The following is a 13530-nucleotide window of genomic DNA, read 5'->3' on the forward strand; positions in this document are numbered from 1 at the left end:
CAACCGCGCGAAATCGTGGAGGCACCCGCCGCGCTGTGACACCAGAACGAGGGCTGGCCGGGCCAGACGCCGTCCTGGAACGGTGGAGGCATGGGGGAGCACACGATCACCGCGGACCGCCCGAGCCCGAAGGGAACGGCACCGTTGACGCTCCGCGCCCGCAAGCCCGGGTACGCCGTGATGCAGCAGTGTCTCGCGGTCCAGGCCGACGGCCGCGCGCTGACGACCTGGCAGCGGTTCTGGGGGCATGACCCGCTCCGGCCGGAAGCCTGTTCGTGGTTCAAGGGGGCGATCGGCGAGCGGCAGGTCGCGGCGCAGCTCGAGGAACTCGGCCCGGACTTCACGGTCCTGCACGCCGTCCCGATCGGGAAGGGCCGCACGGACATCGATCACATCGTGGTCGGTCCGACCGGCGTCTTCTCGATCAACACGAAGAACCACTCCGGTCACGCGGTCTGGGCGGGCGGACGCACACTCATGGTGAACGGCCAGCGGACGCCGCACGTGCATCGCGCGCTGGCCGAGGGAGAGCGTGCCACCGCACTACTGTCGACTGCAGCAGGCGGTCCGATCCTCGTGCAGCCGATCCTGGTGGTCGCGGCCGCCGAACTCCGGTTCGGCAAGAAGCGGCCGGCAGCCGTGATCCTCGAGCCCGAGCGTGTGGGGAGCTGGATCCGCGGCCTCCCACGTGCGCACTCCGACGAAGCCGTGCGCTTCCTGTCGATGCTGGCGGAGGAACGGGGCACCTGGCACGTCGATGCCGTGGTCATCAACGACACACTCCGCCACGTCCAGCGCTTCGAGCGACTCGAACGTGAGATCGCCGACGCTCGCTCCCGCCGCAGCCTCATGCGCCGGGCTCGGGTCCTCGCAGTCCTGGCCGTTCCGGCGGGTGGTCTGCTCGGGTACTGGTGGGCCGTCGCAGCCGCGGCGATGGCGGCTGCCTGACGACGAAGGGTCCGAACTTCCGACGGAGCGATCAGTCGTCGCTGGTCGGGATGCCGCTCTGCATCTGCACCCGCATGTCGGCGAGGACGTCGGCGTGCAGGAAGTTCGCTTCGGCCGCACTCGTGGGGTCGACCACGATGCCGAACTCTTCGGGGAGCGCGGACACGAGCTCGGACATCGGCACCGGACGCCCCTCGGCGTCGGGCAGCCCAGCGGCGAGTTCGCCCGGGTCGGTGAAGACGGGCACGAACGGCTTCTCCCGGATCATGACGTGGGCGACGCTGCCGGCCTCCGGAGTGCCCGCCGGCTTCCACGGGACCCACGCCGCGCTGCGCAGGAAGCCCGCGGGCGAGGCCGCCATCCGGCGGCGGAGTTCGGCGGCCGCGGTCGGCGGTGCCTTGTCGACGCCTCGGCCGAAGGCTGATCCGTTGGTCTGATCGGTACTCACACCAGCCATGCTGTCACGGTCGGCGGACACGGCGGGGCCGAGCCGCGCCTCCAGGCCGACGCCCGGCGCACGCGGACGTTCGCCGGGCGTCGGAGGTGACGGACTCAGTACGCGGCCGACTGCCCGCCGTCGATCGGGACGACCGTCGCGTTGACGTAGGACGCGTCGTCAGACAGCAGGAAGGCGACGACGGCGGCGATCTCGGGGGCCTCGCCGTAGCGCTTCGTCGGGTTGACCTGGATGAACTCCTCGGCGGCCTTGCGCGGGTTCTCCGCGTCGAGCTGCTTCATCGAGTTCTCGACCATGGGCGTCCAGATGGCGCCGGGGGCGATGGCGTTGATGCGGATGCCGTAGCGGCCGTACTCGACGGCCGAGTTGCGGGTGAGGCCGACGACGCCGTGCTTGGCAGCCGCGTACCCGGACTGGTTGCCGATGCCGCGGATGCCGCCGACGCTCGCGGTGTTCACGACCATGCCGGAGCCCTGCTCACGCATGACCTTGAGCACCTTCTCGAGGCCGAGGAACACGCCGCGGAGGTTGATCGACACGACGCGGTCGAACTCGGCGGCGGTGAAGGACTCGGTTGGGTTCTGCTTGCCCTCGATACCGGCGTTGTTGAAGAAGCCGTCGATGCGGCCGAAGCGCTCGGTCGTGGCGGTGACGTAGGCGTCGACCTGGGCCTCGTCGGACACGTCGGCGACGGTCGTCAGGACCTGCGCGTCCGGGGTGGCCTCGAGCACGGCGGTCTTCGTCGCCTCGAGTCCCTGCTCGGAGACGTCGACCAGGGAGAGCGCAGCGCCCTCGGCTGCCAGGCGGACGGCGGTCGCGCGGCCGAGGCCCGAGCCCCCGCCGGTGATGAGGACGACGCGGTCGGCGAAGCGGGTGGTGCCGGTGGTGGTTTCGGGCATGGTGGGAGGCCTCCTGAGGTCTTCGACGGTGAAGGGCTCGGGGTCCGCGGTGGGGCAGCGAGTCCGATCGATGCATCTGCATCGAGATACCTAGACTACACCTGTCGTTTAAGAGTGGAAACAGCAGGCGTCCAGGCGCCCCATCACGCTGCCGGCCTCAGCTCGTCACGATCGACGTCGTCGTTGCCATGGTCGCAGCCATGATCACTACGATCGTCGCGGCCTCGATCTCCTCGAGCACGGCCTGCACCGCCGGGCTCGCCCAGGTGCCCGAGGTGATCTCCTTCACCAGGTCCTTGTCGACGGCGCCGAACTGCTTGCGCAGGGTGTTCGTCGCGTCGAGCAGGCCGATGACCGCGGCGGAGAACGGCGTGGGTCCTGCCCGGCCAGCCAGCACGTCCCCGATGCCGGAACGCAGCAGTGCCTCCGGGGCTCCGTCCCGCTCCGGGTGCTTCGTGGTGGGGAAGAGGCCGAGCACCTTGCCCTGCTCGACGCTGATGATGCCCCTGGCGACGAGGCCGGCGAACACGTCGTCGCGCAGCCGCTGCTTGCCGAGTCGGCTCACCCACCACTTCGCCTTGCGCGGTGCACCGGATGCCGCGATCGACCCGACGACGCCGTCGAGCACCGGGTCGCCCGTGGCGGCGCCGTTGACGACGGTGACCAGGCCGTCCTGCAGCGAGATGGCACCGCGGAGTGCGAGGTCGGCGAGGACCGCACCCGCGAGACCGGTGTCCAGCGTCTGCCCGTCGAGGGACTTGCGGCCGTCGGGCTCGACCTGCAGGAGCGCGAACGCCTGTGGGACCGTGAGTTGCTCAGCCATACCCGCAGCCTGCCACGCGGGACGGAGGTGCGCCGGGCCTCCGAGCCGACACCCAGCGGCGCCGGACCCGCCCGACGTCAGCAGGCGTCCAGCACCCGCACCATCGCGTCCCGCTCCGCCGGAGCCACCCACAGGCGGTACTTCGCCTTCACCGTGACCTGGTGCTCGACGTAGGTGCAGCGGAACGCCTTGTTGGCGGGGAGCCAGGTCGCCGCGTCGCCGGAGCCCTTCTGCGAGTTGGACCGGCCATCGACGGCGAACAGGTTCACCGGGTCGTTCGCCAGCGCCTGCCGCTCGGTCTCGGTGAGCCGCTGCGCCCCGGTGCGCCAGGCGTTCTCGAGTGCGACGACGTGGTCGATCTGCACGAGGGTCGAGGTCGTGTTGCCGCGCACGAAGTCCACCGTCGCACCCGTGTACGGCGAGACGAGGGTGCCGGTGAGCACCTTGCAGCGGCCCTCGCGGGTGATGTCGGCGAGGTCGCGGGCGAGGACGTCGTTCCGGGTGTCGCACCCGTTGTGGTCGACGTCGAGCCAGGCGCTGCCGAAGTCACCGGTGCGGTCGTAGCCGGTGCCGGCTGCCTTGCCCTTGACGGGTAGGGCGGCGAGCTGGGTGCGCGCGCGGACCGCGTCGGCGTCGGTCCCGCGACTGACGGTCGGACTGGAGGCGGGGGTCGCCCCCGACGACGCCTGCTGCGGTCCGATGGTGGTCGTCTCCCCGGCAGTGGGGCCGCCCGCAGCGGTCGTGCCCGCCGCGTCGGCGTCCGGCCCGAGGACACCGGACACGTCGAGGGCGTACCCGCCGACGGCGAGGGCCAGGACGACGAGGACGGAGGTCAGGGTGATGCGGCTGCGGCGTCGGCGGGACGTCATGCGGTGGGACTCCAGGTGGTGCGGGGCGGAACGTGGTGCGGGCCGAACGGGGCGCGGGCGGCGGGTCAGGTCAGCAGGGAGCGGATGTCGTCGGCGGTGAGGTCGTCGGCGAACAGGGCGTCGTCGTCGATCATCGTGGCGAACAGCTCGGCCTTGCGGGCGGCGAGGGCGAGGACCTTCTCCTCGATGGTGTCCTCGGCGATGAACCGCTGGACGCTGACCGACCGGGTCTGGCCGATGCGGTGCGTGCGGTCGACGGCCTGGGACTCGGCGGCGGGGTTCCACCACGGGTCGAGGACGAACACGGTGTCCGCCTCGGTCAGGGTGAGCCCGAACCCGCCCGCCTTCAACGAGATGAGGAACGCCGGGGCGGTGCCCTGCCGGAAGCGCTCGATGACCTCGGGGCGCTTGCGGGTGGAGCCGTCGAGGTACTCGTAGCCGATGCCTCGGGCGTCGAGGGCGTCGGACACCATCCGCAGGAACGAGGTGAACTGGCTGAACACCAGGGCTCGACGGCCCTCTGCCGCGAGCTGTTCGAGTTCGTCGAGCAGCAGGTCGAGCTTGGCGGAGGGGATCGGGGTCGAGCCCGACGTGACGTCCGAGTCGGACGACGCTGACCCGGACGACCCGGACGACACCAGCGCCGGCGACAGCGCGAGCATCCGCAGCAGCGTCAGCGACCGGAACACGATCATCCGGTTCTTGGACAGGTCGTCGATCAGGTCGAGGACCTTCAGGCGCTCCCGGTTCAGCGTTCGCTCGTACAGCTCTCGGTGCGCGGGGTCGAGCGTGACCCGGACGACCTGTTCCTGCTTCGGCGGCAGGTCGGCCGCGACGGCTTCCTTCGTGCGGCGGAGCATGAGCGGCCGGATCCGTCGACGCAGCCGCCCGGTGAGCTCCTGCCGGGCCTCGCCGCGGAGCTCGGGCGAGGCGAGGGGCTTCACGTAGTCGTCGCCGAACCGGGTCCAGGTGGACAGCAGCCCGGGCGCGACGATGTGGAACAGTGCCCACAGGTCGGTCAGACCGTTCTCGAGCGGGGTGCCGGTGATCGCGAACTTCACCGGTGCCTGCAGCTCCGAGGCCACACGGTGGGTCTGGGACTGCGGGTTCTTCACGAACTGGGCCTCGTCGAGTACCAGCGCCGACCACGGCAGGTCGGTCCAGGCGCGGGCGTCGAGCCGGAGCAGCGCGTACGAGGTGACGACGATGTCCGACGCGGCAGCGGTGCGCGCGACGAGCCCGGGGTCCTTCAGCGACGTCGAGGTCACGGTCGCAACCTGCAGCGACGGCACGAACTTGGCGGCCTCGGCGGCCCAGTTGCCGACGACCGAGGTCGGTGCGACGACCAGGAACGGGGGCGCGTCGGGCTCCGCGGCACGGCGGGCGGCGACCATCGCGAGCACCTGCAGTGTCTTGCCGAGCCCCATGTCGTCGGCGAGCACCCCGCCGATGCCGTGCGTCACCAGGAACGACAGCCACGCGTACCCGGCGTGCTGGTACGGCCGCAGGTCGGCGTGCACGGTGTCCGGCACAGGGACGTCACCCGGGGGAGTCGCCCCGAGCAGCCCCGAGGCGATCGCCTGCCATCGCTCGTCGTGCGAGGTTTCGTCGGCCAGCAGGTCGAACTCGGTCCACAGCCCGGCGTGCAGGGGCGTGACGGCGATCGGCTGGTCGGGCTCCCACTCGTCCAGGTCGCGGGCCTCGTCGATGAGCTCCTTGAGCCGGTCGAACGCGGGGTCGGCCAGCGACAGGTACGAGTTGTCGACGAGCTTGAGCCGTCGCTGCCGACCCGCGAGCGCGGTGAGCAGCGGCGTGAAGGGGATCTGCTTGCCGTTGACGCTGACGATGATGCCGAGGTCGAACCAGTCGTGCTTGTCCGACGGCATCGTCGTGACGCGGATGTGCGGCCGCCCGCTCAACCGCTCGTAGTCGAGTCGCTCGCCCTGCACGACCGTGCGGACGCCGAGCGACGGCAGCTCGGGCAGGAACTCGTTCGCGAACACCGCGACGTCGGCCCCGTCGATGGTGCCGTCCTGGAACCAGTCCAGTCCGCCACCGGGTCCGGCAGTGCGGACGGGAGGCCCGGCCTGCGTCACGTCGTCGGCCGGCGTCGTCGCCGTGGTCGGCTCCACCGCCGCGGCCGCGGCCGGGTCCGCGACGGGAGTGTCGTCGGTGCCCGTCGGATCGTCGGCGGCACGGAGCCCGGACAGGTCGGGGAGCGGGCCGTGCAGGGACACGGGGTCCTTCCGGCCGTCGACGTGCCAGCGCCAGTGCAGGTGCACGCGGTCGTCGGTGCGCGGCGCTCGGGCCGGCTCGAAGGTGGCGGTGAGGACGAGCTCCGGCGGGGTGCGTTCGGGCAGCTCCACCGAACCGTCGGAGCTGACCAGCCCGAGGGCACCGCGCAACCGGGGTGACCAGTCGGCCAGGAACTCGTCGACCTCGGCGGTCGGCACGGTGATCCGGGTGCCCTCGACGAGCATGCGCCGCTGGTCCTCGGGCACCGGTGCCGGGGTCGGTGCGACGGCGACCGTGAAGTCGGGGCTCTCGCGGAACACGTAGACGCCGTGGTCGCCGATCATCCGCGCTGCTCCGGGCACCACGGGCCGGCCGTCGAGCACGGCACTCGCGCCGATCACCACGGCGTCGTCGTGCCGGGCGACGTCGAGCAGCACCTGGGCCTGCGTGCCGAGCACCGCACCGCCCTCGCGCTTGCCGGTGACGAACGCGATGTCGAGCGCCGCTGCCTGCTGCAGGAGCGGCCAGAGCAGGGGGCTCCGGAAGTCGTCGAGGTGCAGCCAGTCGCTCTCACCCGGCAGGCCCGCGAGCTGTCCGGCGCGGTGCAGGGCGGCGAGCTGCAGGAACCAGGCGTGCTGCTCGGCACCGACGCCGAGCCGGTTCTGCGAGTAGGGGAGCGTGCCCCAGGTCAGCTGCCCGCGCACCCAGTTGCCGGCGTCGCTGCGGGTCACCGGCCGGACCCCGAGCCGCACGCTGCGGGACGGCGCCGGCAGGGCTCGGCCGGCGGCACGGGCGCGCGAGGCGAGCTTGGCGGGGACCGCGTCACGCAACTCGAACTGCAGTCCCATCCGGGTGCCCTGCGGGGTGGGCGCCCGCTCGTCGTCACCGGCGAGGCGGGCGAGGTCGTGCCTCCAGTCCGAGGGCGGCGGAGCCGGCGCTTCCGGCCGGGGGCCGGCGTTCGCGGCGAGGGCGCGGGCGTTGATGGTGAGGAGCGCGGCCGCGACGTGCTTGCAGTCGCCGCCGAGCGGGCAGCTGCAGGTGCTGCGGACCGGGCGGACGAAGTCGCCGCGCGCCGGGGTGGTGTCGACGCGGAGTTCGTACGGGTCGTCGGCGGTGCCGGACACGACCGCGGTGACCGTGCCGTCGTCGTCGTGCCAGGTGGCGTCGTCGACCAGGCCGGCGCGGACGACGTCGCGTGCGCGGCCGAAGGTCTGCGGCCCGACGAAGCGGATGACGTCGACGGCGTCGATCATCGGGGCAGCAGGCACGGGACCATCGTGCCAGGCACCACCGACGATCCGGGCCGCCACCCTGTGCGACGAACATCTGACAGGACTACCGTCCAACTCGGAGCGCGACGACAGCGGTCCACGGAATCGATTGGAACTTCATGCCGGACCGACTGCGGTGGGTACGCGACTCAGCCGACCACTGGAACGGGTTGCTCGACTCCGAGGTCGTGTGCGACATCACCCGCACTGATTCGTATACCGTCGATTCCCCGGACCACTCGTTGACCGGCGGGCACTCGTCCTTCGAGAGCGCGGCGGCACAGGTGCACGGCTGGGTTCGCTGGACCGGCCGCTAGGCCGCAGAGCGCAACCCGGTTGTACGTCCACCCGCTGCTCCCTAGCGTGAGAGGGCAGGCCGGGGACCACCCGGAGGTGACCACACCGCTCTGCTCCAGGAGAGAGAGGTGTTCCCATGACCGACACGACCGAGTCGCAGGCGCCCGCTCCGGGTTCCGATCCTGCTGCACGCCCCGCCCAGCCACGTTCGCTCGTCGCCGTGGCCGGTCAGGACACCGACGAGGCCATCAGCTCGCTCGCCGGCATGTACGCGGGCAAGGCCTGGTACTCCCGGGCCCTCGACCAGGACTACTGGTTCAAGTACGTCGGTGTCGGTGACGAACGGCTGAGTGTCCGCCGTTCCCAGATGCACGGCTACCTGCGCGGTGACGTCGCCACCGAGGGCGAGGTCGTCGTCCAGTGGCTCGAACGCGGCGAGGCCCGCGTCGACGTCGGCCGCGACGAGGTGCGCATGCAGCCCGGCGTCCCGACGCTGTTCCCCGTCGAGCGCCGGTTCGAGATGGAGTACCAGGACTGGGACCAGCGCCTGGTGCACCTGCGCCGGGACCTGGTGCTCGACGTCGCCGCCGAGGACCACCTGGTCGACGGCACCATGGCGTTCGACACCACGGCCGCGCCGAACCTCACCGCCGTCGGCCTGTGGCGGACCGCCGTGTCCGGCGCACTCCGTGCGCTGCGGGAGGAGGGCGACGAGTCCCTCGCCTGGCACGAGGCGCAGCGTGACGTCGCCCGGGCCCTGTTCCGCATGTACCCGCTGCAGGCCGAGCGGTTCCCCGCGGGCTACGGCACCCGCAGCGACGGACGGCTCCGCGCCGCGGTCGAGTTCATCCAGGCGCACGCCCACCAACCGCTCACCGTCGCCGACATCGCACAGGCCGCGGGGCTGAGCATCCGCGGGATCCAGGAGTCGTTCCAGCGGGCGTTCGAGCGCTCGCCGATGACGTACCTGCGCGAGGTGCGGCTCGGACGCGTGCACGAGGAACTGCGGATCCTCGACCCGCAGGCCACTTCAGTGGCGGACGTCGCCCGGCGGTGGGGCTTCGCGCACATGGGGCGGTTCGCCTCGGTGTACGCGAACCGGTTCGGGGAGTACCCGCGGGAGACGTTGCGGCGCTGAGGGGCGCGGGCGCTGCCGACGTCGGCTGCTGCGCTCAGCGCTTCGCAGGCTCAGCCAGCTTGCTGTGCTTCCGCGAGTACCCGAAGTAGACGCCGAGCCCGATCGCGAACCAGATCGCGAACCGCACCCACGTCTCCCACTGCAGGAACGTGACGAGCCACAGCGACGCGATGACGCCGATGATCGGGATGACCGGCATGAACGGCAGCCGGAACTGGCGGTCCAGGTCGGGCTGCCGGTAGCGCAGCACCACCACGGCCGAGCACACCACGACGAACGCGAGCAGGATGCCGATGTTCGTGAGCTCGGCGACGACACCGATCGGCAGCACCCCGGCCAGGATCGCCGACGCGATGCCGAGGATCCACGTCACCCGGGTCGGCACGTGCCGCTTCGGGTCGGTCTTCGCGAACCACTTCGGCATCAGGCCGTCGCGGCTCATCGAGAACCAGACGCGCGAGGCACCGAGCATGAACGTCACCAGCACCGTGACGATGCCGACGATGGCACCGATCGCGATGACGTTGGCGACACCGCCGAGCCCGACGGACGCGAACGCCGACGAGAAGCCCGACGCGGGGTCGATGTCGGTGTACTTCTGCATCCCGGTCAGCACGAGGGTCGCCAGGACGTACAGCACCATCGAGATGCCGAGGGACAGCAGGATCGCCTTCGGCATGTGCTTGCGGGCGTCGGTGGACTCCTCGGCGGCGGTGGACATGGCGTCGTAGCCGAACACGGCGAAGAACACGGTGGCGGCGCCGGTCATCACGCCGCCGAAGCCGAACGGGAAGTACGGGGAGTAGTTCGCACTGTTGATGTGGAACACGCCGAGCACGACGATGAGCACGACGAGCGCCACCTTGATGCCGACGGCGACGAACTCGAACCGTGCGGCGCTCCGGATGCCGCGCGTGAGGACGAACGCGGTGAGCAGGCACAGCGCGATCGCGAAGACGTCGATGACGTGGCCGTCACCGGTGCCCGGGGCGCCGAGCATCCAGGCGGGCAGGTCGATGCCGAACTGGCCGACCAGGAACCCGACGTAGCCGGAGATGCCGATCGCGACCACCGCCACGATCGCCGTGTACTCGAGCAGCAGGTCCCAGCCGATGAACCACCCGACGATCTCGCCGAGCACCGCGTAGCCGTACGTGTACGCGCTGCCGGCCTTCGGGATGAGCCCGGCGAACTCGGCGTACGACAACGCGGCGGCGGCGCTCGCGACCCCGGCGACCAGGAAGCTGATCAGCACCGCGGGCCCGGCGACGCCGTTCGCGACGGTGCCGGCGAGGGTGAAGATGCCGGCGCCGATGATGCCGCCGATGCCGATCGCGGTGAGCTGCCACAGACCGAGGTGCCGTTTCAGGCCGCCCTCGCCCCCGGCCTCGTCATCGATCGTGTCGATGGGCTTCCGTCGGAACAGGGTGCGTGTCGTCGTCGTCACCCGCCCATGGTGCACCCGGGGGCGATTCCGCGCACGCACGCGGCTGCACCGCAGGCGTCGGGCGTACACCTGGAGCATGCGCCAACCGAAGAGGACCGAGCCCGGCCCCGGCCAGGAGTCCGTCTGGGACTACCCCCGCCCTCCCGCCGTCGAGCGGGTCACCGCACGCGTCGTCGTCCGTCTCGGCGGTACGGTCGTCGCCGACACGACCGACGCCGTCCGAGTGCTCGAGACCTCGCACCCGCCGGTCTACTACCTGCCGATGGCCGACCTCGCCGAGGGTGCGTTGGTCAAGGCGCCGGGTTCGAGCATGTGCGAGTTCAAGGGCCTGGCGCGCTACTTCGACGTCGTCGGTGGTGACGGGACGGTCGCGAGCCGCGCCGCCTGGAACTACCCGACGCCCGTGCCCGGCTACGAGTCGCTGCGGGAACGCGTCGCGATCTACCCGTCGGCGATGGACTCGTGCGAGGTCGGCGGCGAACGGGTCCAGGCGCAGGACGGCGACTTCTACGGCGGCTGGATCACGGCGGACATCGTCGGGCCGTTCAAGGGCGCGCCCGGCACGCTCGGCTGGTGACCCGGCTTCGTCAGGCGGGGCGGCCCTGACCCGGACCGACCCGTTCCGCGCGCGACGGGGCGGACCCGACCCGGGCCTCCCGGCCGGACCGCGTCAGCGGTTGGCGTACGGCGACCAGAACGGCGGCGGGAACGCACCCCCGGTCACGATCACGAGCACCTGCCAGACGAGCATGACGAGCCCAGCCGTCCCGATCACGATGCCGATCCACGACCACACCTGCACGGCCCGGCGACGACCGGCGATCCGGATCGCCCGCCAGCCACTGAGCACGCACACCAGCCCGAACACCGCACCGAGCAGCACGTGCTGCACGGTCGACTGCGCGGGCACGATGATGCCGAGGTAGAACGCGACCGGTCCGAGCACCACCGCGAAGGTCGCCGGGGCTGCCGGCGGTTCGTGGTCTCGAGCGACTGCTCCCATGGACCGCATGTTAGCGAGTGAACCTCGCTTCGAACACGTCCGAGTCGCGCAGCGCGGGCACCCGGTCGCGGGAACGGGCACCATGGAGGCATGCGTTCCTTCTTCCGCGTCCTGCTCGGCCTGGTCCTCGTCGTCGCGGGCACGAGTCACCTCACCTTCGCGCGCAAGGAGTTCACGGCGCAGGTCCCCGAGTTCGTCCCGCTGGACGACGACACGACGGTGCTCGCGTCAGGGGTCGCGGAGATCACGCTCGGCTCGGCCCTGGTGCTCGCCCCGAAGCCGGCCCGCCGCTTCGTCGGCTCGGTCGCGGCCCTGTTCTTCACGGTGATCTTCCCCGGCAACCTGTCGCAGTGGGTCAACCGTCGCGACGCCTTCGGCCTGGACAGCGACGAGAAGCGTTTCGTCCGCCTGTTCGGTCAGCCCGTCCTCATCGCGCTCGCCCTCTGGTCGACGCGCGGCCGGCGCTCCTGATGGGCGCGCCCGCGCGGCAGACCGGCCCGGCCCCCGGGACGGGTCCTGGGGCGAGTCCTGCGTCGGGTCCCGATCCGCTCGGGTCCGGCCCGGCGCGCTTCGGTCGGGAGGCCCGGCACCCCCTGGCAGGACGCGCTCGCGTCGCGGACGTGGTCGCCTCCACCGCGCTGCTCGTCGTGCTCACGGTCGGTGCGTTGGCAGCGGGGTGGGGGATCAGGCTCATGTCGCTGGCGTTCGTGTCGTGCGCGGCGCCGGGGAACACCTGCAACGAGACGCTGGGGGACTCGGTCGTCGTCGTCGGACCGATCATCGTGGCGGCTGTACTGGTCGCGACCATCGCCGTCTGCGTCCTGCGGCTCGTGCGGCGTCGGCTGACCTGGCCGGTGGTGCTCGTCGGCATGGCGGCCATCGTCGCGGTGTTCTTCGCCTCGCTGCTGCTCGTCGACAGCTCGGTCACGCACGGCATCTGAGGGACACTTCCTCCACAGGCTGGGTTCGTGGAGCGGCTCTCCACAGAACCCGGACCGCGCCTCGGGTGGGGGCTTCCGGTTCGCCACGCTGGAGCCATGCCTGACACCGAGATGCTCGACCGCCTGATCCGTGAACCCGTCCGCACCGACGACGACGTCGTCCGACTCGTCGAAGCCGTCGTCGAACGGCCGCTGCGCCGGCAGTGCTGGGTGCTGTTCCTCGACGACCGCGGGATGTCGATCCCGTTCCTGTTGCCGATCGCCGACCTGCCGGACTCCCCGGACGAACACGTCGACGACTTCGCGGCCCTGATCGCCGACATCGTGGCGCAGCTCGGGGCCGTCGACGTCGTGCTCGTGTGGGAACGCCCCGACGCCGACCGTCTCTACCCGGTGGACTGGGAGTGGGTCGACGCCTGCGCCTGTGCCCTCGACGAGCAGTCGGTCCGGCTCCGCGCCCAGGTCGTCGTGCACTCCGGGGGAGCCGCGATCGTCGAGTTCGACGAGGAGACGCAGGCGGTGGCCTCGTGAGCGGTCAGCCCTGGGGCGCGGCGTCCGGCACGTCCTGGCCGGTGAGCTCCTCGACGATCGCCTTCGCCTGCGGCCACGACTTCGCGTAGTGGTCCGGGTCGGAGTTGATCTGCACCGCGTGTGCCATCTGCGTCGGGCTCATCGTCTTCCAGCCGGGGACCTTCACGAGCTTCGTGTAGAACATCGTCGCGGCCGTGTACGGGTCCATCCGCTGCTCGTACGTGCCCCAGGCGCCGTTGTCGCGCTGCTGGAACAGGCCGCGGCTGTCCGGGCCCGCGGCGTCGCCGTGGTCCAGGTTCACCAGGCTCGACTCGCCGATCGCGGTCATCACCCCGACGGCCTGCGTGTGGGGGCCGATGCCGAGCGCCTGGGCGGCTTCGATCACGTGTGCGGCGTTCACCAGGCGGTCCTGGCAGAAACCACCGACGGGGCCGGCCGGCACGACCATCCCGCCGATCGTCTTCGAGGCGACGGCCGGGCACGCGGGAGTCGGGGTGGCGGCGCTCGACTTCGCGATGCCGGCGAGCGAGTTGACCGCGATCACCACGAGGACGACCACGCCGATGCCGACCGCCACGATCCCGGCGCCGAACACCGAGGCGAGGGTGATGCCGACACGGCGCATGACGGGACCTCTCGAGGGGCTGGGCGGGTGCTGGGCGGGCGGAGCG

The 13530-nt window shown here is 71.4% G+C and carries 12 protein-coding genes and 2 pseudogenes; 6 read left to right on the plus strand and 8 right to left on the minus strand.

Annotated features, from left to right (window positions below; genetic code table 11):
* Window positions 1-90: 90 nt before the first annotated feature.
* Window positions 91-948 (plus strand): nuclease-related domain-containing protein, encoded by an 858-nt coding sequence (locus DEJ06_RS12295; protein ID WP_111039481.1) that lies wholly within the window; start codon window positions 91-93, stop codon window positions 946-948.
* A gap of 31 nt (window positions 949-979) precedes the next feature.
* Here DEJ06_RS12295 and DEJ06_RS12300 read toward each other — a convergent pair whose 3' ends face one another.
* The 5 genes from DEJ06_RS12300 to DEJ06_RS12320 form a co-directional block, all read right to left on the minus strand.
* Window positions 980-1405 (minus strand): SseB family protein, encoded by a 426-nt coding sequence (locus tag DEJ06_RS12300; protein ID WP_146245853.1) that lies wholly within the window; start codon window positions 1403-1405, stop codon window positions 980-982.
* A 95-nt stretch (window positions 1406-1500) separates the two neighbouring features.
* A complete protein-coding gene (locus tag DEJ06_RS12305) occupies window positions 1501-2304 on the minus strand; it encodes an SDR family oxidoreductase (protein ID WP_111033816.1) in 804 nt (267 codons plus the stop codon).
* Between the two features lie 157 nt (window positions 2305-2461).
* A complete protein-coding gene (locus DEJ06_RS12310; protein ID WP_111023847.1) occupies window positions 2462-3127 on the minus strand; it encodes a GPP34 family phosphoprotein in 666 nt (221 codons plus the stop codon).
* A 77-nt stretch (window positions 3128-3204) separates the two neighbouring features.
* Entirely contained in the window at window positions 3205-3996 is a 792-nt protein-coding gene (locus tag DEJ06_RS12315) for an HNH endonuclease family protein (RefSeq protein ID WP_111039483.1), read from the minus strand.
* A gap of 65 nt (window positions 3997-4061) precedes the next feature.
* Window positions 4062-7499 carry a DEAD/DEAH box helicase gene (locus DEJ06_RS12320; RefSeq protein ID WP_146245854.1) on the minus strand — a complete coding sequence of 1146 codons (3438 nt, stop codon included), beginning with the start codon at window positions 7497-7499 and terminating at the stop codon, window positions 4062-4064.
* A 436-nt stretch (window positions 7500-7935) separates the two neighbouring features.
* Here DEJ06_RS12320 and DEJ06_RS12330 point away from each other — a divergent pair, with 436 nt between their 5' ends.
* A complete protein-coding gene (locus DEJ06_RS12330; RefSeq protein WP_111039485.1) occupies window positions 7936-8937 on the plus strand; it encodes an AraC family transcriptional regulator in 1002 nt (333 codons plus the stop codon).
* Between the two features lie 34 nt (window positions 8938-8971).
* On the opposite strand, the gene DEJ06_RS12335 is transcribed toward DEJ06_RS12330, so the two are convergent.
* Window positions 8972-10384 carry an amino acid permease gene (locus tag DEJ06_RS12335; protein ID WP_110865115.1) on the minus strand — a complete coding sequence of 471 codons (1413 nt, stop codon included), beginning with the start codon at window positions 10382-10384 and terminating at the stop codon, window positions 8972-8974.
* A gap of 76 nt (window positions 10385-10460) precedes the next feature.
* Here DEJ06_RS12335 and DEJ06_RS12340 point away from each other — a divergent pair, with 76 nt between their 5' ends.
* On the plus strand, window positions 10461-10961 hold the full coding sequence (locus DEJ06_RS12340; RefSeq protein ID WP_181436836.1) for a DUF427 domain-containing protein: 501 nt from the start codon (window positions 10461-10463) through the stop codon (window positions 10959-10961).
* Between the two features lie 93 nt (window positions 10962-11054).
* Here DEJ06_RS12340 and DEJ06_RS12345 read toward each other — a convergent pair whose 3' ends face one another.
* Window positions 11055-11387, minus strand: coding sequence for a hypothetical protein (locus DEJ06_RS12345; RefSeq protein ID WP_146245731.1), 333 nt, complete (start codon window positions 11385-11387; stop codon window positions 11055-11057).
* 90 nt (window positions 11388-11477) lie between these two features.
* Between DEJ06_RS12345 and DEJ06_RS18625 the strand changes: the two genes are divergently transcribed.
* The 3 genes and pseudogenes from DEJ06_RS18625 (at window position 11478) to DEJ06_RS12360 (ending at window position 12859) form a co-directional block, all read left to right on the plus strand.
* Window positions 11478-11858, plus strand: coding sequence for a hypothetical protein (locus DEJ06_RS18625; RefSeq protein WP_111039488.1), 381 nt, complete (start codon window positions 11478-11480; stop codon window positions 11856-11858).
* Window positions 11825-12328 (plus strand): annotated as a pseudogene (locus DEJ06_RS18490) (DUF6264 family protein); the annotation flags it as partial. The gene DEJ06_RS18625 and the pseudogene DEJ06_RS18490, both read left to right, overlap by 34 nt.
* Before the next feature lie 96 nt (window positions 12329-12424).
* A complete protein-coding gene (locus tag DEJ06_RS12360) occupies window positions 12425-12859 on the plus strand; it encodes a hypothetical protein (RefSeq protein WP_111039489.1) in 435 nt (144 codons plus the stop codon).
* A gap of 4 nt (window positions 12860-12863) precedes the next feature.
* Here the strand turns inward: DEJ06_RS12360 and DEJ06_RS12365 are convergent.
* Window positions 12864-13530, minus strand: a pseudogene (locus tag DEJ06_RS12365) (hypothetical protein); the annotation flags it as partial.

The sequence above is a fragment of the Curtobacterium sp. MCLR17_051 genome, from assembly GCF_003234395.1.
GTDB lineage: Bacteria > Actinomycetota > Actinomycetes > Actinomycetales > Microbacteriaceae > Curtobacterium > Curtobacterium flaccumfaciens.